22 protein-coding genes are annotated in these 20,596 nt (G+C 64.0%); 12 read left to right on the plus strand and 10 right to left on the minus strand.

Going from position 1 to position 20,596, the window contains the following annotated elements:
* Nucleotides 1–125: 125 nt before the first annotated feature.
* The 3 genes from AC1RUR_RS18065 to AC1RUR_RS18075 are packed head-to-tail and all read right to left on the minus strand — an operon-like array spanning nt 126 to nt 1,412.
* Nucleotides 126–638, minus strand: coding sequence for an SRPBCC family protein (locus AC1RUR_RS18065; RefSeq protein ID WP_492846332.1), 513 nt, complete (start codon nt 636–638; stop codon nt 126–128).
* Entirely contained in the window at nt 638–1,105 is a 468-nt protein-coding gene (locus AC1RUR_RS18070; protein ID WP_492846334.1) for an SRPBCC family protein, read from the minus strand. The genes AC1RUR_RS18065 and AC1RUR_RS18070 overlap by 1 nt, the downstream gene beginning before the upstream one ends.
* Nucleotides 1,098–1,412 (minus strand): ArsR/SmtB family transcription factor, encoded by a 315-nt coding sequence (locus AC1RUR_RS18075; RefSeq protein ID WP_492846336.1) that lies wholly within the window; start codon nt 1,410–1,412, stop codon nt 1,098–1,100. Before AC1RUR_RS18075 ends, AC1RUR_RS18070 begins: the two co-directional genes overlap by 8 nt.
* 116 nt (nt 1,413–1,528) lie before the next feature.
* On the opposite strand from AC1RUR_RS18075, the gene AC1RUR_RS18080 reads away from it, so the two are divergent.
* From AC1RUR_RS18080 to AC1RUR_RS18090, 3 genes are all read left to right on the plus strand, one after another.
* Nucleotides 1,529–2,974 carry an LVIVD repeat-containing protein gene (locus AC1RUR_RS18080; protein ID WP_492846338.1) on the plus strand — a complete coding sequence of 482 codons (1,446 nt, stop codon included), beginning with the start codon at nt 1,529–1,531 and terminating at the stop codon, nt 2,972–2,974.
* 26 nt (nt 2,975–3,000) lie between these two features.
* Nucleotides 3,001–3,510 carry a hypothetical protein gene (locus AC1RUR_RS18085; RefSeq protein ID WP_492846340.1) on the plus strand — a complete coding sequence of 170 codons (510 nt, stop codon included), beginning with the start codon at nt 3,001–3,003 and terminating at the stop codon, nt 3,508–3,510.
* 218 nt (nt 3,511–3,728) lie between these two features.
* Nucleotides 3,729–4,349: a LysE family translocator gene (locus AC1RUR_RS18090; RefSeq protein WP_492846342.1), complete on the plus strand. Its 621-nt coding sequence runs from the start codon at nt 3,729–3,731 to the stop codon at nt 4,347–4,349.
* 68 nt (nt 4,350–4,417) lie between these two features.
* On the opposite strand, the gene AC1RUR_RS18095 is transcribed toward AC1RUR_RS18090, so the two are convergent.
* Nucleotides 4,418–5,221 carry an N-formylglutamate amidohydrolase gene (locus AC1RUR_RS18095; RefSeq protein WP_492846344.1) on the minus strand — a complete coding sequence of 268 codons (804 nt, stop codon included), beginning with the start codon at nt 5,219–5,221 and terminating at the stop codon, nt 4,418–4,420.
* Between the two features lie 90 nt (nt 5,222–5,311).
* Between AC1RUR_RS18095 and AC1RUR_RS18100 the strand changes: the two genes are divergently transcribed.
* The 3 genes from AC1RUR_RS18100 to AC1RUR_RS18110 all read left to right on the plus strand — a co-directional run bounded on the left by AC1RUR_RS18100 (nt 5,312) and on the right by AC1RUR_RS18110 (nt 7,677).
* On the plus strand, nt 5,312–6,223 hold the full coding sequence (locus AC1RUR_RS18100) for a transglutaminase family protein (RefSeq protein WP_492846346.1): 912 nt from the start codon (nt 5,312–5,314) through the stop codon (nt 6,221–6,223).
* Nucleotides 6,224–7,036, plus strand: coding sequence for a transglutaminase-like domain-containing protein (locus AC1RUR_RS18105; protein ID WP_492846348.1), 813 nt, complete (start codon nt 6,224–6,226; stop codon nt 7,034–7,036). It abuts the gene before it with no gap.
* A gap of 242 nt (nt 7,037–7,278) precedes the next feature.
* Nucleotides 7,279–7,677 carry a gamma-glutamylcyclotransferase family protein gene (locus AC1RUR_RS18110; protein WP_492846350.1) on the plus strand — a complete coding sequence of 133 codons (399 nt, stop codon included), beginning with the start codon at nt 7,279–7,281 and terminating at the stop codon, nt 7,675–7,677.
* Here AC1RUR_RS18110 and AC1RUR_RS18115 read toward each other — a convergent pair.
* The gene (locus tag AC1RUR_RS18115; protein WP_492846352.1) at nt 7,674–8,237 is read right to left on the minus strand and encodes a chlorite dismutase family protein; all 564 of its coding nucleotides are present in this window, start codon (nt 8,235–8,237) and stop codon (nt 7,674–7,676) included. The two genes, AC1RUR_RS18110 and AC1RUR_RS18115, sit on opposite strands and share 4 nt — an antisense overlap.
* A gap of 332 nt (nt 8,238–8,569) precedes the next feature.
* Between AC1RUR_RS18115 and dnaG the strand changes: the two genes are divergently transcribed.
* Entirely contained in the window at nt 8,570–10,600 is a 2,031-nt protein-coding gene (gene dnaG / locus AC1RUR_RS18120) for a DNA primase (RefSeq protein ID WP_492846354.1), read from the plus strand.
* A gap of 375 nt (nt 10,601–10,975) precedes the next feature.
* Complete coding sequence (gene rpoD / locus AC1RUR_RS18125; protein WP_492846356.1) at nt 10,976–13,135, plus strand: RNA polymerase sigma factor RpoD; 2,160 nt, start codon at nt 10,976–10,978, stop codon at nt 13,133–13,135.
* 85 nt (nt 13,136–13,220) lie between these two features.
* On the opposite strand, the gene AC1RUR_RS18130 is transcribed toward rpoD, so the two are convergent.
* On the minus strand, nt 13,221–13,457 hold the full coding sequence (locus tag AC1RUR_RS18130; protein ID WP_492846358.1) for a hypothetical protein: 237 nt from the start codon (nt 13,455–13,457) through the stop codon (nt 13,221–13,223).
* Nucleotides 13,458–13,594: 137 nt separating this feature from the next.
* On the opposite strand from AC1RUR_RS18130, the gene AC1RUR_RS18135 reads away from it, so the two are divergent.
* From AC1RUR_RS18135 to AC1RUR_RS18145, 3 genes are read left to right on the plus strand one after another with little or no spacing between them, the layout of a single operon-like run.
* Nucleotides 13,595–14,908: a tetratricopeptide repeat protein gene (locus tag AC1RUR_RS18135; RefSeq protein WP_492846360.1), complete on the plus strand. Its 1,314-nt coding sequence runs from the start codon at nt 13,595–13,597 to the stop codon at nt 14,906–14,908.
* A 28-nt stretch (nt 14,909–14,936) separates the two neighbouring features.
* The gene (locus tag AC1RUR_RS18140; protein WP_492846362.1) at nt 14,937–15,380 is read left to right on the plus strand and encodes a hypothetical protein; all 444 of its coding nucleotides are present in this window, start codon (nt 14,937–14,939) and stop codon (nt 15,378–15,380) included.
* Nucleotides 15,377–16,294, plus strand: a complete 918-nt coding sequence (locus AC1RUR_RS18145) for a hypothetical protein (RefSeq protein WP_492846364.1) — start codon at nt 15,377–15,379, stop codon at nt 16,292–16,294. The genes AC1RUR_RS18140 and AC1RUR_RS18145 overlap by 4 nt, the downstream gene beginning before the upstream one ends.
* 396 nt (nt 16,295–16,690) lie before the next feature.
* Here AC1RUR_RS18145 and AC1RUR_RS18150 read toward each other — a convergent pair whose 3' ends face one another.
* The 3 genes from AC1RUR_RS18150 to AC1RUR_RS18160 form a co-directional block, all read right to left on the minus strand.
* Nucleotides 16,691–17,044 carry a hypothetical protein gene (locus tag AC1RUR_RS18150; protein WP_492846366.1) on the minus strand — a complete coding sequence of 118 codons (354 nt, stop codon included), beginning with the start codon at nt 17,042–17,044 and terminating at the stop codon, nt 16,691–16,693.
* A 74-nt stretch (nt 17,045–17,118) separates the two neighbouring features.
* Nucleotides 17,119–18,063 (minus strand): OmpA family protein, encoded by a 945-nt coding sequence (locus tag AC1RUR_RS18155; protein ID WP_492846368.1) that lies wholly within the window; start codon nt 18,061–18,063, stop codon nt 17,119–17,121.
* Nucleotides 18,064–18,178: 115 nt separating this feature from the next.
* Nucleotides 18,179–18,706: a hypothetical protein gene (locus AC1RUR_RS18160; protein WP_492846370.1), complete on the minus strand. Its 528-nt coding sequence runs from the start codon at nt 18,704–18,706 to the stop codon at nt 18,179–18,181.
* A 157-nt stretch (nt 18,707–18,863) separates the two neighbouring features.
* Here AC1RUR_RS18160 and AC1RUR_RS18165 point away from each other — a divergent pair, with 157 nt between their 5' ends.
* Nucleotides 18,864–19,670 (plus strand): lytic murein transglycosylase, encoded by an 807-nt coding sequence (locus tag AC1RUR_RS18165; protein ID WP_492846372.1) that lies wholly within the window; start codon nt 18,864–18,866, stop codon nt 19,668–19,670.
* A gap of 68 nt (nt 19,671–19,738) precedes the next feature.
* Here the strand turns inward: AC1RUR_RS18165 and AC1RUR_RS18170 are convergent, their stop codons facing one another.
* Nucleotides 19,739–20,587 carry an SDR family NAD(P)-dependent oxidoreductase gene (locus tag AC1RUR_RS18170; protein ID WP_492846374.1) on the minus strand — a complete coding sequence of 283 codons (849 nt, stop codon included), beginning with the start codon at nt 20,585–20,587 and terminating at the stop codon, nt 19,739–19,741.
* Between the last annotated feature and the right edge of the window lie 9 nt (nt 20,588–20,596).

A 20,596-nucleotide genomic window follows, 5' to 3' on the forward strand; every position in this document is an offset into this window, starting at 1 on the left:
CGATCAAGGTCAGCGGGACCTTTGTCTCGGGTCCGCACGATTCGGAAGGGGATTGCCGTCGCAAGATCGACGAGATTCAGCCGCCGCCAGCGAAGAAGAAGTGATCAGGGCGCAGATTCCGGCCGCTACGGCGTCTTGACCCCCATCATCTTCAGCGCATCCAGCATCCGCTGTGGCGGGCCCATCTTCACCACCAGCGGCCTGCCGGTCTCGAGCACGCTCTTGAGGCTGGACAGGATCGCGGGCCAACCCTGCCGTCCACCGGCAAGGATGTCGTCGCTCAGCGGCCGATCATGGCCTTCGCTCATGGTGAGCCGAACCGCGTCGCCGACCTGTTCGATCTCGTAGGTGACGAGCGTCGGGCCGAGCTTCTCGATCAGATCGGGCCAGTTGACGTTGAAGGTGACCGAGAGCTTTCGCGGCGGATCGTATGCCAGCACCTCGCCGCTGATGTGCAGGGCGCCATCAGGGGTGCGCACGACGAACGCGCCGCCGAGCCGCGGCTCGACCTCGACCGCGTTGCCGAAGAAGTACTGCTTGCTGAACTCCGCCGAAGTCAGCGCTTCCCACACCTTCTCCGGCGTGGAGGCGATGTAGATGGTGTAGACGGTCAGCGGCTTGAACTGGTCGAGGTTCATCACTCAAATCCTTCGATGCCGAGCGCAGCGGGCGGGATCGTGGGCGCCTTGCCGGTCTCCAGCAGGCTCTTGAGCCCGGACAGGATCGCGGGCCATCCCTTGGAGATGCCGTCGAGCAGCTTGCTGCCGCCGGTGAAGCCTTCGTGCGTCACCGTCAACTTCACGAGATTGCCGTAGGGCACAATGGTGAAGACGACTTTCGTCGCCGGTTCGTTCCGCATCTCCTCCATCAACTCGTGCTTGAACGTGTAGGAGAGCCGCCGAGGCCGGTCAGCCTCGAGGATTTCACCGGTGTCCGTGATCTTTCCGCTCATCACGAGGGCGAAGGGCGAGCCGACCTTCCAATCGGACCTGACTTCGGTATCGAACCAGTATTGACGCGTGAACGCACTGCTGGTCAGTGCCTCCCACAGCTTCTCCGGCGTGGTCTCGATGTAGGTCACGTAGACGAACTCTGGCTTACTCATCGCGCTTCTCCAACTGGCGTTTCAACTCGCCGAGCGCGGCGAGCTTGCTGCGCTCGAACTTCCTGATCCAGCGTTCGCCGATCTGATGGATCGGCACCGGATTGAGGTAATGCAGCTTCTCGCGGCCATGCCTGATCGTCGTGACCAGGTTGGCCTCCTCGAGAATGACAAGGTGCTTGGTCACGGCCTGGCGCGTCATCGCAAGGCCTTCACAGAGTTCGTTCAGCGTCTGGCCGTTCCTGGCGTGAAGCCTGTCGAGCAGCGATCGTCGTGACGCGTCGGCGAGCGCTTTGAAGACCTCATCCATGGTGACGATAATATGCAACCAAATGGTTGCATGTCAAGATGGTGTTTTTGGCGCTCGCAAACGGCTGTGCTAGCCTCGAAGCTCAGCCAACGCAGATTGGTTCCGGGAGGACATTCATGTTCCGTTGCGTCTTGACTGTCGCAGGCCTCGTCCTTCTTGCTTGCGGTACCACGGCACTCGCGCAGAAGCAGACGATCGGCGCGCCGCCGGAAGCCTCCAACATGAAGCTGCTCGGCACCAGCGACCTCCAGGCGCGCAGCGCGTATCAGCCGACCATCCATCACCAGGGCGACCGCTGGATCGCCTATATCGGCCATCATGGCGGCACCGACGATGTGCCCGCTCCCGTCAATCCGATGACGGGGCAGGCCGAGCCGAACGGAACCTCGATCGTCGACGTCACCGATCCCGCGCGTCCCAAATATCTGCGGCACCTGCCCGGGCAGGAAGGCAAGTACGAATCCGGCGGCGCGCAGATGGTGCGGGTCTGCGACGGCAAGTCGTTGCCGAAGGGCGATCCGAACGCGGTCTACATGCTGCGCACCTTCGGCAGCGAGGCGCATGAGATCTGGAATGTCGCCGATCCCGCCAGCCCCGCGCTGATCACGCGCATCGCCGGGCTGAAGGACACGCACAAGAGCTGGTGGGAATGCGACACCGGCATCGCCTTTCTCGTCTCGGGCGCGCCGGACTGGCGCACGCGGCGGATGACGCAGGTCTATGATCTCTCCGATCCCGCGCATCCGCAGAAGATCCGCGACTTCGGCCTGCCCGGTCAGGAGCCGGGTGCCACCGGCGCGGTGCCGACCGAGCTGCACGGGCCGATCTCGACCGGGCCCAATGGCAACCGCGTCTATTTCGGCTACGGCACCAACAAGGGCGGCATCTTGCAGATCGTCGATCGCGACAAGCTGTTGAACGGACCGAAGGAGCCGACGCCGGACAATCTGCGCTATCCCGAGATTGCGCGGATGCCGATGTCCGCCTTCAACGGCGCACACACGACGTTTCCGATGCTCGACATGCCCGTTGCCGAGTTCGCCGAGGACAAGGACGGCAAGACCCGCGACATCGTGATGATCGTGGACGAGGCGATCCTCAACGAATGCGGCGAGGCGCGGCAGATGGTGTGGTTCGCCGACGTCACCACCGAGACGCGGCCGATGATGATCTCGAGCTATACCGTGCCGGAGGCGAGCGGACAGTTCTGCCAGCGCGGCGGCCGCTTCGGCTCCCATTCATCGAACGAGAGCATGGCGCCGGTCTATTACAAGAAGATGGTCTTCATCGCCTTCTTCAATGCCGGCGTGCGCGCGCTCGACATCCGCGATCCCTATCACCCGAAGGAGGTCGGCTATTTCATTCCGTCGATCACGAGCGCGACCGACAAGCGCTGCATCCCGATCGAAGGCGGCGAACGCTGCAAGGTCGCGATCCAGACCAACAATGTGGAGACGGATGATCGTGGCTACATCTACGTCGTCGATCGCGCCAACACCGGTCTGCATATTCTCGAGCTGACGGGTCCTGCGCGCGCCGTCGCCGGCCTGCCGAAGAACTGACGATGCGGCGCGGGGCGCTCATGCTGATGGCCCTGGTTGCTCTCAGCGCATCGTCCGGCGGGCGTGCCTATGAGGCGGAACGCGCCGGGGCCTGGCGGGAGATTGCGTGGCCGTTTCCTCGCGACGGCTGGCCTGCCGGCCGCGCGTTCCGCTGTACTGCGGGCGGCTGCGCCGGCGCCGAGCTCTACGTCCGCGCCAAGCGCGGGTTCTGCAATTGCGACACCGGCGTTGCCGATGACGACGAGGTCGACCGCGTCACCGACATCGACCTGATCAGTCCGCGCTTCTCGGCTACCGCGGCGGGCGCGACCGTGAGCATCGCCGCCATGCAGGGCCGCATCAGGCATTACGGTCTCGACATGCCCGACGGCGCGCGTCACGCTGCCGCCGGCCTCGCGCTGTCGCGCCGCTGCGATCTGCTGGTCGTGGTGGCGCAAGGCACGGGCGAGGCGAATGCCGTGCAGCGTGCGGCGCTGGCGTTTCTGGAAACGGAGGAGATGAAGACATGGATGGCTGCGGCGCTGGATGGACGGTGAGGGCGTCGTTCTTCGCCTCTCCCCGCATGCGGGGAATGCGCGCGCAGCGCAGCTTCCGGGCGAGGGGAAGTCTCCGCGAGTCCGTTTCTCACCTTGTTTGCTGATGGAGCCCTTACCCCAACCCTCTTCCCGTAGGAACGGGGAGCAGGAGAAGTGCTTCCGTTCCCGCCCGTCCCATGCATTAATCTCCTCAAACCCCGCCCAGCCGAGTCCCTCCCATGATGTCCATGCAAGCCTATCTCGCCTTCGTCGCCGCCTGCATCGCGCTGGCGCTGCTGCCGGGTCCGATCGTGACCCTCGTCATCGCCAACGGCCTGCGTCACGGCACGCGGGCGGCGCTGACCAATGTCCTCGGCGCTCAAGTGGGGCTCGCCATCGTCATCGGCATCGTCGCGGTCGGCCTGACCTCGCTGATGGCGACCATGGGCTATTGGTTCGACTGGGTGCGCTTTGCCGGCGCGGCCTATCTGGTCTGGCTCGGCATCAAGCTGATCTGGGCGCCGGTCGAGGGCGTCAATGTCGACCAGCCGCCTCCGCCGCCGCGCGGCGGCTTCTTCCTGCAAGGTTTCCTGGTGCTGCTGTCGAATCCGAAGGTGCTGGTGTTCTTCGGCGCCTTCATCCCGCAGTTCATGGACATGAACCGCGACCACTTTCCGCAAGTCGCGCTGCTGGGAGCCACCTTCATGGTCACCGCGGCGATGACTGACGCGCTCTATGCCATCGCAGCGGGGCGTGCCCGAAAATTCTTCTCGGCCCGCCGCACCCGCCTGATGTCGCGCATCTCCGGTGGCTTCATGATCGGCGGCGGCATCTGGCTGGCGCTGACACGGGCGAAATGAGCTCCCCAGAGACCGGTTCGGCTTGACCCCTTCGCGGCGGCAATGCGTCCTCGCATTGAACCGTCGCGCTATACCAATCGCTCCGCCCGCAACTCCAATTCGATCTCCGCGAAGATCCTTGCCAGTCGCTCGGCCCATTGCTGCTGGCCGGACTGGTCCGCGATCAGATCCTGGCGGATCTCGATGCCGGTGTTGACGAGGCCGCGGGCTTCGCCGTGGATGGGGATGGTGTAGTCGGTGAGGTCGTTCACCGCATAGGGCTCGTTGTCGCCGACGACGAGGTCGCTTTCGGCGTGGAGATGTTTCAGCAGGAGCTGCGGCAGCACCGTGTCGCGGTTGTAGAGTGCGCCGATGTGCCAGGGCCGCGCGACGCCGGCATAGACAGGCGTGAAGCTGTGCAGTGACACCAGCACCGTCGGGCGCCTGTCGTGCAGGCGGCGGCCGATCGCAGCGTCGATACGATGATGATAGGGCTCGAAGATCTCGCGCCGCCTTGCCTCGCGCTCATGCTGCGAAATGCCCTCGTTGCGCGGGATCGTCGTGGCCTCGGAGATCACGGGGATCGAGCTCACGGCGCCCGGCGGGCGGTTGCAGTCGATCACCAGCCGCGAATAGCGCTGCGCGATCAGATGCGCATCGAGCATCTTGGCGAGCCGCTCGGCGACGCCGGCAATGCCGATGTCCCAGGCGATGTGCCTGACAAGCTCGGCCTCAGCGACGCCGAGATCACCGAGCGCGCGTGGCAAAATCCGCCCGTAATGATCCGAGGTGAGCAGAAAAGGCGATGTCCCCTCCGCATTCACCTCATGCACTGGCGGAATGTCACCCTCGCCAAGCAGTTGATCGGTCGCATTAGCTGTGTCTAAAGCCATCCAGATTGCCTACGGAAAGAGCAGTCACCCCCAGAATTGGGCAGAATCGCTATAGATTGATCCGCCCAAAGTCACCATGATCGCTTCACGATGCCGCTGCTCACGATTCATCACAAGACCGAATATCGCTACAACCGCCCCGTGGCGTTCGGCGAACACAAGATCATGCTGCGTCCGCGCGACGGGCACGATCTGCGCGTGCTCGACTCCAGGCTCGAAATCTCGCCGGAGCCGATGTCGCTGCACTGGATTCACGACGTGTTCGGCAATTCGGTCGCGATCGCCAATTTCGACGAACGTGCGGAGACGCTGACCTTCGACTGGCATGTCACCGTCGAGCACAACCCGGTGGAGGAATTCGCGCTGACGCCGGACGATCCGGCCTATTTCTATCCCTTCGTCTACGACGACGAGGAATTCCCCGATCTCGTCCAGTACATCACGCCGCAATACACCGATCCCGACGGCGAGATCGCGGAGTGGGCGCGCGGCTTTCTCGACGAGGATGCGCCGTCGCCGACCTTCAAGATCCTGACCGGTATCACGCACGGCATCCGCAAGCAGCTCAAATACCGCAAGCGCCATGAGCCCGGCACGCAGCATCCGCTCGATACTTTGCAGTCGGGCAGTGGAACTTGTCGGGACTATGCGCTGTTCATGATCGAGGCGTTGCGCCATCTCGGCATCGCCGCCCGATTTGTCTCCGGCTACATTTTCGTACCGGAGGATATCGAGCAGCGGCATGTCGGCGGTGGATCGACGCATGCGTGGGTGCAGGTCTATCTGCCGAGCGCGGGCTGGATCGAGTTCGATCCGACCAACGGCATCGTCGGCACCCGCGATCTCATTCGTGTCGCGGTCGCCCGCGATCCGCGCCAGGCGATTCCGCTGCACGGCGTCTATATCGGCCCCGGGGATGCCTTCGAGGCCATGGACGTGAATATCAAGGTGGTCTCGGACGACCAGCAGAGCGAGGAAGAGATGGAGGCGGAAGTTTCGTAGATGGAGATCAAAGTCGGCTTCGAGCTCACCTACGCGGCAGCGCAGCCGACACCGATGGTGATCATGCTCAACATCCACCCCTCCCGGCAGGCCGACATCATCGGCAAGGAGACGGTGGTCGCGGAGCCCGGTGTTGCGATCCGCTTCTATCACGACAGTTTTGGCAATGTCTGCGGCCGCCTCGTTGCGCCCGCCGGCGGCGTGACGCTGAAGGGCCGTGCACTGGTGCGCGATACCGGCCTGCCCGACGAGGTGATGCCGACCGCGCAGCAGCTTCCGATCGAGCAATTGCCGAACGAGCTGATGCTCTATCTGATGCCGAGCCGCTATTGCGAGACCGACAAGCTCACCGACGTCGCCTGGTCGCTGTTCGCCAAGACGAAACCCGGCTGGGAGCGCGTCGCTGCCATCAACGAGTTCGTGCACAAGCACGTCACCTTCGGCTATGAGCACGCCCATCACATGAAATCGGCGCATGACGTCTACGAGCAGAAGACCGGCGTCTGCCGCGACTTCGCGCATCTGGCGCTCGCCTTCTGTCGCTGCATGGGCATCCCCGCGCGCTACTGCACCGGCTATATGGGCGACATCGGCATTCCGCCGGATCCGGCGCCGATGGATTTTTCCGGCTGGTTTCAGGTCTGGCTCTCGGGCAAATGGTTCACCTTCGACGCCCGCCACAACGTCCCCCGCATCGGCCGCATCCTGATGGCGACCGGCCGCGACGCCGCCGACGTCGCGCTCTCGACGAGTTTTGGCCGGATGGAGTTGAAGAAATTCGTGGTGGTGAGCGATGAGGTGAAGGCGGCGTGAGGGATCGCTCCACGCTCGCGATGGGCAGCGTCGGGCATGATGTTTCCCCAACGTCGTCCCGGCGAAGGCCGGGACCCACCGCGTGATCTTTCGGTGAAGCGCGGTGCTAATTCCGCAGGACAACTTCTTCATTACTAGTCTCCGTCAAACTACTCCCTGGGGTCATGGGTCCCGGCTTTCGCCGGGACGACTGCGAACATGCAGCGCTGTCGTTCCGCAAAATTCGCGGCTATAGAGCCCTCATGACCTGCGATCGTCTCTTCGTCTACGGCACCCTGATGCGCGGCTTCGACCATCCGATGGCGCGGCTGCTGGCCGGCCATGCGGAATTTCTGGGTGAAGCGACCTGCCGCGGCCGGCTCTTTCTCATCAAGCATTATCCGGGGCTAGTGCTGTCGGATGCGCCGTCCGACCTCGTCCATGGCGAGCTGTTCCGCCTTCACGTGCCGGAAGAACTGTTGCGTGAGCTCGACATGTACGAGGCCTGCGGCGAGGGCTTTCCGGAGCCGACCGAATATCTGCGCAAGCTGATCGACGTGGCGCTGCCGGACGGCACCACCGAGAAGGCCTGGACCTACATCTATAACTGGCCCGTCGCCGATCTACCCCGCATCGCGTCGGGCCGTTTTCTGGATCATTAAGCCGACAGCACTTCCTTCACCACGCGCACGTCGACCTCGCGCTCGACGTAGGTCCACTCCTCGGTGCGCCTGAGCATCGCCACCAGCTCCTCGAACAGCGAGGCATGCGCGGGGGCGAATTCGAACCAGGTCAGGAAATCGAAGGGGCCGCCGAGGTCGCGGCAATGATAGAGCTGGCGCGCGATGGCGGGCAGGTAGCGCAGGCTGCTCGCGATGTGGTGCGACTTGTCCTCGAAAATCCTGCGGCGCTCTTCCTGCGTCAGCTCCCACCAGGCCTGCGACTTGCGGATCGGGATCAGCGCGGCGGAGGTCGCCTCAGGCCGGCCGAGCCCGGCCTGCACGGCCACGAGCTGCTGCTTCTCCGGCCGCTCGGTGTAGCGCAAGCTGCTGGGCGTGCCGACCAGCCGCCAGGCGTTGCGGGAGGGCACCAGCGGCAACGAGACGGCCTCGCTGTCGGTGACCGACAGCGCCGGCATGAAGGGCAGGGGCTCGCCCGTCACCGATGAAATCGAGGTGATGCGCCAGCCCCCGCTATGGCCGCCTCGAAACGTCCTGAACATGGCCCATGGAAGCGTGGAACCGGGCGGGGTTCAAGGCACTTCTGCCTCTGCTTGGCATTCCGGGGCGCCCGCCCCGTCATCCTGAGGCGCTCACACTGCAAAGCAGTGTGAGCTTCGAAGGATGAATCGGCCCGGATGCAGCCGGGCCGTCGCCCTTCGAGGCTCGCCGAAGGGGCGAGCACCTCAGGATGACGGCGAAAAAGGATTGCCTGGACGACGAGAAAGGCCTGTGAACAGCGCGTATAATCCTGACAAACCTGACTTTTAGGCCGGTCGCACCTATATCCCTGATCCTTCGCCCGACTCACCCTGGTTCGCGCTAGACACATCCCATGCGCTTCACGCCCCAATTCCTCGACGAGCTGCGCGCCCGGCTTTCGGTCTCCGAAGTCGTGGGCAAGCGCGTCAAGCTGAAGAAGGCCGGGCGGGAGTGGAAGGGGCTGTCGCCGTTCCAGCAGGAGAAGACGCCGTCCTTCTACGTCAACGACCAGAAGGGTTTTTACCACGACTTCTCCTCCGGCAAGCACGGCGACATCATCAACTTCGTGATGGAGACCGACGGCCTGCCGTTCGCCGAGGCCGTCGAGCGGCTGGCGAACATGGCGGGCCTGCCGCTGCCGGCGGTGACGCCGGATGCCGCGCGGCAGGAGCAGCGCCGCCGCTCGCTGCATGACGTCATGGATCTCGCCGCCAAGTATTTCGCCGAAACGCTGGCTTCGCGGGTCGGCGCCAAGGCGCGCGGCTATCTCGCCGATCGCGCGATCTCGCCGGCGACGCAATTGCAGTTCCGCCTCGGCTACGCCTCGCCCGATCGCTTCGCGCTGAAGGAGCATCTCGGCAAGCTCGGCGTCTCGGTCGACGACATGGTCGAGACCGGCCTGCTCGTCGGCGGCAACGACATTCCCTTGCCCTACGACCGCTTCCGCGATCGCGTGATGTTTCCGATCACCGATTTGCGCGGCCGCGTCATCGCCTTCGGCGGACGGGCGCTGGAGAAGGACGTTCCGGCCAAATATCTGAACTCGCCGGAGACGCCGCTCTTCCACAAGGGCGACAATCTCTACAACCACCAGACCGCGCGCAAAGCCACGTATGACGGCAGCGCGCTGATCGTGGTCGAAGGCTATGTCGACGTCATCGCCATGGTCACGGCGGGCTTTGCAGGCGCCGTCGCGCCGCTCGGCACCGCGCTCACCGAAAGCCAGCTCGCGCTGCTCTGGAAGATGGCGGACGAGCCGATCCTCTGCTTCGACGGCGACCGCGCCGGGCAGAAGGCGGCGTATCGGGCCGCCGATCTTGCGCTTCCCTTTCTCGCGCCTGGCAAGAGCCTGCGCTTTGCGCTGCTGCCGGAAGGGCAGGACCCCGACGATCTCGTGCGCTCCGGCGGCCGCGGCGCGATGGAAGAGGTGATCGCGGCGGCGCGTCCGCTCGCCGACATGCTCTGGTCGCGCGAGCTTGAAGGCGGCAATTTCGCAACGCCCGAGCGTCGCGCCGCGCTGGAAGCCCGCATCAAGGAGCTCTCCAATGGCATCCGCGACGAGGTGGTGCGGCGCTATTATCGCCAGGATCTCGCCGAGCGGCTTCAGCGCACGTTCGCGCCCGAGAGCGGGCGCGGCGGCTTCGCCGGCCGTGGCAATTTCCGTCCCGGTCAGGGCGGCCGTCCGTTCCAGCCGAGGGCCGGGGGACAGGCGAATCGATTCGGCGGCCAGGGGTTTGGCGGCCAGGGGTTTGGCGGCCAGGGCCGCCGCGGGCCGCCCGGTCCCGCCATGCTGCCCTCCGGTCCCTACCAGGCGGCGAGCCCCCAGCTTGCGGCAAGCCCGATCATGCGGGGCCAGCGCAGCGCCATCTCCCGCCGGGAGGCCCTGATCCTGCAAATCCTGATCAACCACCCCTGGCTGCTGCATGAGCACCTCGAGGAGGTCGCCGCCCTGGAGCTGGCCCACCCCGAGGCCCACAAGCTCAGGGCCGCCATCATCGCGGCTTTCGCCAACGACCATCACCATAGCCCGGACCCGACCGAGCAGGCCGAAAAGATGCGGGCCGACATCGAACGGGGAGGATTTTCTCAGCTTCTTCAAAGAGTTGAGAACGGTATCACGACCCAGGCGGTGTGGGGTGCGCTCGAAGGCGCGGCCAGGGACGACGTTCTTGCCACCTGGCACCAGCTCGTTGCCTTGCATCGGCAATACCATTCACTACTTAGAGAGTTGAAGGACGCCGAGCTGGCCTTGGGGGAGGACCCCAGCGAGGCCAATTTGGCGTGGCTGCGTGACGTCAAGGCCCGGCTGGCCGAGGTCGACGGTACCGAGGCCCTGATCGAGGGTTTTGGCGAGCTGTCGGGCCGGTTCCAGAAGAGCGTGTGATGAAAGAATCATGCGGACGGCCGGGACCGGAACCGCTAAAAGACTCGCCAAATCCATGGTTTGGCGGCAAAAACAGGGTTAATCGAGGCTTAACGGTCTTGTAGCACTTTGGCCCAGAGGCGGCCGCAGGCAGAACAGACGCGTCAGGAATGAATCCGCGCGAGCACTGTTGGCACTACACCTGCATCCGCTGCGACAAAGAGGCTCACGAAGCGTTAGGCAAATCCGGCGAGAGAAAGTTGGGGGTGGCGAGAGATGTGCGCGCCGCCCTTTCCGTGTCGAGAGCTGACGAAGCGAGAGCGTCGAGCAACAGGTTCAAGTGATTTCAGGCAGGCGGGGCGAGCCGTCTGTGTGAAACGCGTTTAGGAGCAATGGATGGCCACCAAGGCAAAGACGCTGCAGGCGAAGGACAAGGAAAAAGACGACAAGGCAGCGGATGCTCCCGAGAAGGATTCCCAGGATGCGCCCTCGCCGTTGCTCGATCTGTCCGACGCGGCCGTGAAGAAGATGATCAAGCAGGCCAAGAAGCGCGGCTTCGTGACCTTCGATCAGCTCAACGAAGTCTTGCCGTCCGACCAGACCTCGCCCGAACAGATCGAGGACATCATGTCGATGCTCTCGGACATGGGCATCAACGTCACCGAAGCCGACGATAGCGAAGGCGAGGAAGACAAGGACGAGGGCGGCGAGGACGAGACCGACAACGAGCTCGTCGAGGTCACCCAGAAGGCCGTCACCGAGGTCAAGAAGAGCGAGCCGGGCGAGCGCACCGACGATCCCGTGCGCATGTATCTGCGCGAGATGGGCACCGTCGAGCTGCTGTCGCGCGAGGGCGAAATCGCGATCGCCAAGCGCATCGAGGCCGGCCGCGAGGCGATGATCGCAGGGCTCTGCGAAAGCCCGCTGACCTTCCAGGCCATCATCATCTGGCGCGACGAGCTCAACGAAGGCAAGATCTTCCTTCGCGACATCATCGATCTCGAAGCGACCTATGCCGGCCCCGAAGCCAAGGGCGGCATGAACACCGCGATGATCGGCGGGCCCACCGGAGAGAACGGCGAAGCCACGGCCGAGGGCGGCGAGGCCGCAGTCGTGACCGGCGGCGCCCCCGCGCATGTCGCCCCGCCTGCAGCACCGCCGGCGCCGACCCCGTTCCGTGCCACGCCTGCCCCGGGCAATGGCGCCGAGGCCGAGAAGGATCCGGGCGAGGCCGCCGCCGAAGCCGACATGGACGAGGACGACGAGTTCGAGAACCAGATGTCGCTCGCGGCGATCGAGGCCGAGCTCAAGCCGAAGGTCGTCGAGATCTTCGACAAGATCGCCGAGAGCTACAAGAAGCTGCGCAAGCTTCAGGAGCAGGACATCCAGAACCAGCTCGAGAGCACCTCGCATGGGCCCTCGCTGTCGCCGCACCAGGAGCGCAAGTATCGCAAGCTCAAGGACGAGATCATCGTCGAGGTGAAGTCGCTGCGCCTCAACCAGGCGCGTATCGACAGCCTCGTCGAGCAGCTCTACGACATCAACAAGCGCCTCGTCTCGCATGAGGGCCGCCTGATGCGCCTTGCCGACAGCCACGGCGTCGCGCGCGAGGATTTCCTGCGCAACTATCAGGGTTCTGAACTCGATCCGCGCTGGCTCAATCGCGTCTCCAAACTTTCAGCAAAAGGCTGGAAGAACTTCGTCCATCACGAGAAGGACCGCATCAAGGACCTTCGCCACGAGGTGCATCAGCTGGCTGCGCTGACCGGCCTCGAGATCGTCGAGTTCCGCAAGATCGTGCACTCCGTGCAGAAGGGCGAGCGCGAAGCGCGCCAGGCCAAGAAGGAGATGGTGGAAGCCAACCTCCGTCTCGTGATCTCGATCGCCAAGAAGTACACCAACCGCGGCCTGCAGTTTCTCGACCTGATCCAGGAAGGCAACATCGGCCTGATGAAGGCGGTGGACAAGTTCGAGTACCGCCGCGGCTACAAGTTCTCGACCTACGCCACGTGGTGGATCCGGCAGGCGATCACCCGCTCGATCGCCGACCAGGCCCGCACCATCCGCATCCCCGTGCACATGATCGAGACGATCAACAAGATCGTGCGCACCTCGCGCCAGATGCTCAACGAGATCGGCCGCGAGCCGACTCCTGAGGAATTGGCCGAAAAGCTCGGCATGCCGCTGGAGAAAGTGCGAAAAGTCCTCAAGATCGCCAAGGAGCCGCTGTCGCTCGAAACCCCGGTCGGTGACGAAGAGGATTCGCACCTCGGCGATTTCATCGAGGACAAGAACGCGATCCTGCCGATCGACGCCGCGATCCAGTCGAACCTGCGCGAGACCACCACGCGCGTGCTCGCCTCGCTCACCCCGCGCGAAGAGCGCGTGCTGCGCATGCGCTTCGGCATCGGCATGAACACCGACCACACGCTGGAAGAAGTCGGCCAGCAGTTCTCGGTGACCCGCGAACGTATTCGCCAGATCGAGGCGAAGGCGCTGCGGAAGCTGAAGCATCCGTCGCGGTCGAGGAAGCTGCGGAGCTTTTTGGATAACTGATCGAGGCATTCAACAAACGAAAACGGCGGGCCGAGGCCCGCCGTTTTTGTTTGTACTGTCGCTTCGCATCTCTCGCCTGCGGCGCCTACTTCTTCTTCGCCCCGACCCGCTCGATCCGCTTGATCTCTGGCGGCGGTCGCCCGCCCTTTTCCGCGATCTCGCGGTCCTGCTCCATGATGAAGTTGCGCGCGGGTTCGTCGCCGTCCAGGCCACCGAGCAGCTCGGAGGGCACGCGCCGGTTGGAGCGCTGGGTGTCGTCTTCATAGAAGACGTTGAAAAAGGCGAATTCGCCCTTGGGATTGGTTCCGGGTTTTTTGGCCATGGCGGCTTGTCGTCGATAACAGGGCCGCAGTCAAATGACATTGCGAGCGCCCCCGGCCTGCGTCGGACTTGACCGGAGGTTGATCCTGGGGGAACATAAAGCTTTCAATTGCTCCACCGCATTTGGGAGCGCGCGATATGCCCGATACGGCAATGGACTATTCCAAAATCTGTTTCGTCATCATGCCATTCGGCAAGAAGGACGTCGCCGGCGCACAGGTCGATTTCAACGCGATCTATAGCGGTATCTTCCTTCCTGCGCTCGCCGCTGTTGATCTGCCAGAAGGCGGGAAGCTCGAGCCGCGCCGCACCGATCAGGATTTCTTCACTGGCGACATCAAGCTCGACATGTTCCAGTATCTGGAATATTCGCGTTTCGCGCTGGCCGATATCAGTGGGCTGAATTTCAACGTCGCCTACGAGCTCGGCGTTCGGCATCGCGCACGCGAGGCGGGCACAGCGATCTTTCGCCAGGGCAATGCGGCCCCGCCGTTCGACATCTCGTCGATCAAGGCCTTTCCCTACGAATATGCGCCGGCCGATGAGGCGGACAAGTCACGGCAGTTGATCACCCGCGTGCTGACCGAATCGCTCCAGCGCAACAGACTGGACAGTCCGGTCCGGATTGCGCTTGACGGACAGCGGCAATCGAGCGAGATCGACGTCCTCCTGAAGAATGCGGAGAATGAAATCCGCAATTTCAACCTGCCCGGCGCGATGGACATCTATCGCCAGGTCGTGGCCGCCGATCCCTCCAATCCCCTGCCGCGGATGAAGCTCGGCCTGTTGTGCCGGGATAACGGCATTTGGGACGAGGCGCTTGAGCAGTTTTCCGCTGCTGCTGCGACCTCGCCCGACTACAGCGAAGCCTGGCGCGAGAAGGGGATTGCGGAGAACAAGCTCGCGCAGCAGGCAAGCCAGCCGCTCGATGGCAATCCGGCGCCTGGCGAAGCGTCGATCAGGAAGGCAATCGCACTCAATCCAAAGGGCTTCGACGCCTTTGCCGCGCTCGGCGGCGTGCTCAAACGTGCGAAGCGATTTCAGGATTCGCTCGCGGCCTACGAGCAATCAATGAAGGTCTCCGGCAATCATCCCTATCCGCTGCTCAACGCGCTGGCGTTACGCGCGCAGGTTACCGGCCATTTGGCGCTGTCGGGAGCTGACAAGCTCGCGCTCGGGCGCGCGTTGGTTGTGCGTGAAGGGCAGTCCAGGCAGGATCCGCCGTTCGACCGTCCATGGTGCTTTTTTGACGCCGGCATGATCAAGCTCTTCCAGGGCGACGCCGCAGCTTTTCGCAGCATTTCTCTGGAGGGCTTTCAACATCCCGACACGGTCGATTGGCAGCGCAAGACCTATGTCGAGAACCTGCGTCTCCTGCTGCCCGCGGCGGACGAATTGCCGGGACTGAAGGAAGGCATCGCGGAACTGGAAACCATGTTGCCGACTGGGTGAGCGGCTGATCACGCACTGGAGATCTTCGATGAAGATCCTATTTCGAGCACTCACTCTGCTCTTTTCTATGATTCCCGGCCTTGTTCAAGCCGGGCCGATGTCCATCGCGCACATGGAGCCCTCGTTTGTCGTCCTGATCCAGCGCGGCTATCGACCGCCGCCGGTCTTCCATCCCGTCGAGCCTTCGCGTCAGGTTGAACAACCGCACCCGACCGAGTCGCCGCATCCTTTCCAACCCGATCCATCGGCGGGGCATTTCAACTCGACGCTGATACGCCCTCATGATTTCGCCCCAACGCGGCCCGGTCCTGATCTCGTTGTCGATGGTGGTGCCGTCAAGACTCAGCAAGAGCTCGATCGGGAGAACAGGGAAAAAGCGCGCGAATGTAATGATTCCACCGGCAACAGTCTGGCCGGCCGATTAAATTGCCCGCTCGGGCTCGATGAGCTGGGGACTCTGAAGGTTAGATGAACGCCACGGGTTACATGATCCCCGCTGTCGCCGCGCTGGTGTTTGTCTGCACGTTCGCACTGTCGGGTGATGTCGTAATCTCGCTGCTGTTCGCCGCGGTCGGCTCGGCTTTCTCATGGGGATCAATCGTCGCCCGACGGGAGCGGCAACGTAAGGACGAGTTGGCGCAAGACATACTCACCAGGATCGGTGAAAACGAAGAGGCGCCGATCGGAGTCTTTTTCTTCTATCTCCGTTCGTTCGCGAGCGATACGGCGACGACGGAAAACTGGCAGTTGACGCAAGTGGATCGCGCGAGCCGCACGACGCAGTCCGGCTCACCCAAGGCGGTTCTCGAGATTTTTCTGGAGCCTGCGGGAAAGCTGATCGAGCTCGGAGGCAAACAGCATTCGGGCTTGGGACAGGTGACCGTCGCCGACGAGGACTGGTGGCATGCGGCGGAAGGAATGATCATTCACGCCACCGCGATTTTCATCAGTCCCGGGTCGACGGAAGCCGTGCGAAAAGAGGCCGAGTTCATTCTCGGTAATCCAAAACTGCGAAGGCGCACCTTTCTGATCATGGAGCCGACGCACGAGACAATGTTGTCGGCGGCTTATGGGGAAGACCGCATCGCCGCCGCCGACAGGAGCACGCGCTGGGCCAGGGTTCAGGACTTCTACCGCAATCGCGGGGTGCACTTGCCGGCCTATCGGAACAGCGGTGCCGTCGTTAGCTTGTTCGATCCCAAGCGTTCGCTTCCGTTCGTCGGAATGAGCCGGCACAAGCTGTTTGATCTGTTGCACGACTTGTATGTCGATCTCGGCAAGCTTGGCTCTTACGACATCGATCCCAGTGACAACTGTCCGTGCAAGTCCGGCAGGGAATTCAGGTCTTGTCACTCAAGGAAGAAGGGCGACCCGGTCCGGCAATAGCAAGGCGACGTTCGAGACTGTCTTCGTTCGCCGGGCAGCCCAAACCTCAATAAACGGCGGGCCGAAAAGCCCGCCGTTTATTTTGGGTCTTCAGTGTCGCCCGGGGCTGGCGAGGCGACAACCTAGAATAGAAGATTATAACTTGCGCCATGCCGTGGCAAGTTAAATCGCGCCGCTGTCGCGGCGGGCGCAGCAGATATGCGTTGATTGATCTCCGGTTCCGATACACGTCGAAGTAGTCAGATCGCCAAATCACTTTGTTCATCTTACCTGCTCTCGCAATGCGGCGAGAGTTGCGCGCTTGTAGGAAGATGCGTCGGGTTGCACGTCTTCCCGTTTGCGTGCGGACAATGTGATCTGCTCTGTGCGGACGCGTTCCATCTGCGCGTACGCGTCTCAACGCGAGCGCCTGCGCTGCGCCAGTTCCTGGACGGCGAGCCGCGATGGGTGTCCGCCGCCGCGCCCGCTATCCTCGTCCTTGCGCCCCTGTGCCATGATCGCACTTCCCATCGCGGCGGAACCGAAGGTGATGAGGAACGAGGCGAGCAGCAGGATAAGCGCAACGCCGCCTGCGCGGTCGGCGAGGATCAGCTCGCGCAGATGGGCGGGGTTGAGCCAGAGCAGGCCGCCGACGAGGAGCGCCGCCGCGCAGGCGCCGATCACGAGGTTGATGGCGAGCAAGCGGAAGAGCGGGATGCGGAGGAGAGTGGGGCGGGTTGATACCATGGCAGCAACTCTCTCTTCGGTCATTCCGGGGCGCGACCGTTCATCTCATGTCGCCTGCGGCACAATGTTGACGCGCATCAAGCTGCGGATCGCCGTCCTCACGGCGCCACCAGCTCCACCCGCCGGTTGAGTGCGCGGCCGGCATCCGTGGCGTTCGAGCCGACCGGGGCCAGCAGGCCGACACCGGCGGTGCGCAGCCGTGCCTGCGCGATGCGAAAACTCTTCACCAGCTCGGCGGCAACCGCTTCCGCGCGGCGCTTCGACAAATCGAGATTGTACTCATAGGCGCCCTGGCTGTCGGTGTGGCCGACGATGAAGACGTTGAGCTGCGGCTGGCTCGTCAAGAGCTTGGCGATCTGCTCCAGCGTCGGGCGGCTCTCGGGCTTCAGCACGGCCTTGTCGGTGTCGAAATAGATGCCGTAGAGCGCGATGTGGCCGGTCTCGCCCAGGCCCTTCGCCATCGCGGCGGCGTCGACCATCTTGTTCGCGATCGCTCCCAGCTCGGCGACGGTGACCTGCGCAGTGATGTCCTGGTTGTTCTGGCTGACGATGACGCTGGCATAGGTCTCGCGCCCGCCCTCGCTCTTGCGGCCGGCAAAATAGCGGTAGTTGAAACCGTCCACCCACATCTGCGGCACCGGCAGCGTGTCCACGCTTTCAGTGAAGGGAATGGCGCCGCAGGCATCGGTGTCGCAGGCAAGCAAGGTTTCGAAGCCGGCCTTGGCGAGCTGCGTCTCGAAATTGCGCGACACCTCCAGGATCGAGGGGCCGGGATTGGTGCGATAGGCGATACGGAAGATCCGCCCCTCCAGCCGCCGCGCATCGGTCGGCTGGCCGTCCTTGAAGGCGGCCGCCTGCATTCGCGTTGCGTCAAAATCCTTCATGACATAGCCGGTGATGACGCTGCCGGCGAAGCGGCCGATGCCGGGATAGTCGCGGCTGCCGGCGACATCGCGCGTCTGTGCGGCAGCGGTGGTGACGGCAAGAAGGGAGAGCAGGGCGGCAAGGACGAGCGATCCGGTCATGTTTCGCGGCGCGGGCATCGGCACTCTCTGTCGGTTGAGGGAGGGGGCGCAGAGGTTAGTCGCCTACACCGCGCCGCCGGTTCTCGCCGGCGGCCCATTCCGTTGCCGATTGTCCGCAAAGCCGCCGCTTGTTTCAAGCGGCGGGCGCAATCCTGCCGCCGGCCTCGCGCGCCTGCGCCGCCTGCTGGCGTTCCATCATGGTCTGCCACAGCGTTGCGATGCTGGCCTGGGTCTGCGGTGCGACCAGGCAGTGGCCTTCATTGTCGAAGCCGCAGAACCGCACCGACGGGTCCTTCCTCACCTCGGTCAGCGCCTGGTTGATCATCTCCAGGCAGGTCATGACCTGGCCGACGTCCTGCAGGCGGGTGTGATGCAGCAAGTCCATCAGGCGGAACGTCATCACCGCGGGCTGGCCGAAGCTGATGCCGGGACGGCCGAGCTCGAACAGCACGTTCACGGCGGGAAACACGCCGCGGATGTGCTCGAGCACACCGGCCATGTCTTCCACGCTGCAGGCGACGAGATGGGCGGCCTGCGGCGGCGCGGCCGCCGGCGTCCGTGGTGCAAGGCCGAGCGAGGCGATCACCTCCTGCTCGATCCATTGCCGCACCAAAGGGGGCGCATTGCGGATCTGCTCGGCGGTCAAGGTAATTCCGGTCATGGGCCATTCTCCTGGGCGGCTCTCCTGGTTCGCTCAATCTAGAAAGCAGGACGTGAGATACGTTGATGCGGATCAAGCGTGCCGCTTTGACGGTGGCAGCTTTCCCGGGCATGATCGCGCACTGCTTCGCGCTGGGAATTTTGGGGGATCGCTCGACATGCTGAGATACGCTCTGGCCGCCGTTTGCTTCGTTGGTCTGGCCGGCGGCCCGGCCGAGGCCGCACGCTGCGGCGGCGACTTCAACAGCTTTGTCGCCAGCATGACCTCGGAGGCGCAGGCGGCCGGTGTCTCGGCGAACGTGACGAATGCGGCGTTCAGCGGCGTGACCCAGGACGGCGCCGTGCTCGCCTTCGACCGGCGCCAGCGCTACACCTTCAACAAGAGCTTTGAGCAGTATGTCTCGACCCGCGTCGGCCCGGGCCGCATCAATGGCGGCAAGGCGCTGCTGCAGCGTCACGCCGCGCTGCTCTCGCGCATCGAGCAGCAGTTCGGCGTGCCCCGCTATATCCTGGTCGCGATCTGGGGATTGGAGAGCGATTTCGGCAAGGGCGACATCGGCAAGCTGCCGGTGATCCGCACGCTGGCGACGCTCGCCCATGATTGCCGCCGCACCGATCTGTTCCAGGGCGAGCTGCTCGCCGCCCTCAAGATCGTGCAGCGCGGCGACCTGCCGCTGCGCGACCTGATCGGCGCCTATGCCGGCGAGATCGGCCAGACCCAGTTCCTGCCGTCGTCCTACATCAAATACGGCGTCGATTTCGACGGCGACGGCCACGTCGACCTCCGCCACAGCGTCCCCGACGTGCTCGCCTCGACCGCGAACCTGCTCCACACCAGCGGCTTCAAGATGGGCCAGCCCTACGGCGAAGGCACCGCCAATTTCGAGGCGATGCGCGAGTGGAACAGGGCGGTGGTCTACCGCAAGACCATCGGCTATTTTGCCGATCGGCTGGCGGGGCAGTGAGGGCGCGATCTCTTCCCATCGTCGTCCTGGCGAAAGCCAGGACGACGATGGAGGGCGTCGCGTTACACTCAACTCGCCGTCCTCTTCGCCATCTTCTCCAGCTTGCGCTGCAACCGCGCCCAGTACGTCCCCGGGCGGAAGCGCTGCAGCAGGTCCATGAAGCGGGCGTCGCTGCCGATCAGGATGCGCGGCTCGTTCTTCTCGATGCCCCTGATGATGCGCAGCGCGGCGTCCTTCGGCGTGGTCTTGGCCGCAGTCTCGAACCGCTCGATCATTTGCGAGCGGCGGGCATTGTCGGTGACGCCGACGCCGGTGCGCGAATTGCGCGCGATCGCGGTGGCGATGCCGCCGGGATGCACGATCGACAGCTTGACCGGACTTCCCGCCACCGCAAGCTCATGGCGCACACTCTCGGAAAACCCGCGCACGGCGAATTTGGCCGCCGCATAGGCCGATTGTCCCGGCGGTGCGATGATGCCGAAGATCGACGAGACGTTGACGATATGCGCCGCTTCCATCGTCTTCAGGTGCGGCAGGAAGGCGCGCGTGCCGTGCACCACGCCCCAGAAATTGATGTCGAACAGCCACTCCATCTGTGCCTGGTCGATCTCCTCGAACGTGCCCAGCAGCGCCACGCCGGCATTGTTGACGAGGATGCCGAGCGAGGGATGCGCCGCTATCGCCTCGCCGGCGAATTGGGTGATGTCACCGGGCTCGCTGACATCGACGCGATGCACGCTGACCTTGCGGGCCTTGTCGATTCCTTGGCCGATCTCGGCGGCGAGGGCCTTCAGCCCGGCCTCGTCGCGATCGGCGAGCGCGAGATCGCAGCCGCGCCGGGCGAGTTCGATGGCGAGTGCGCGGCCAATGCCGCTGGCCGCTCCCGTGATGGCAGCGGCGCCGCGAATCGCAGTCATGGATCCCCC

The sequence above is a fragment of the Bradyrhizobium sp. GW821-FHT12B03 genome (assembly GCF_058807535.1).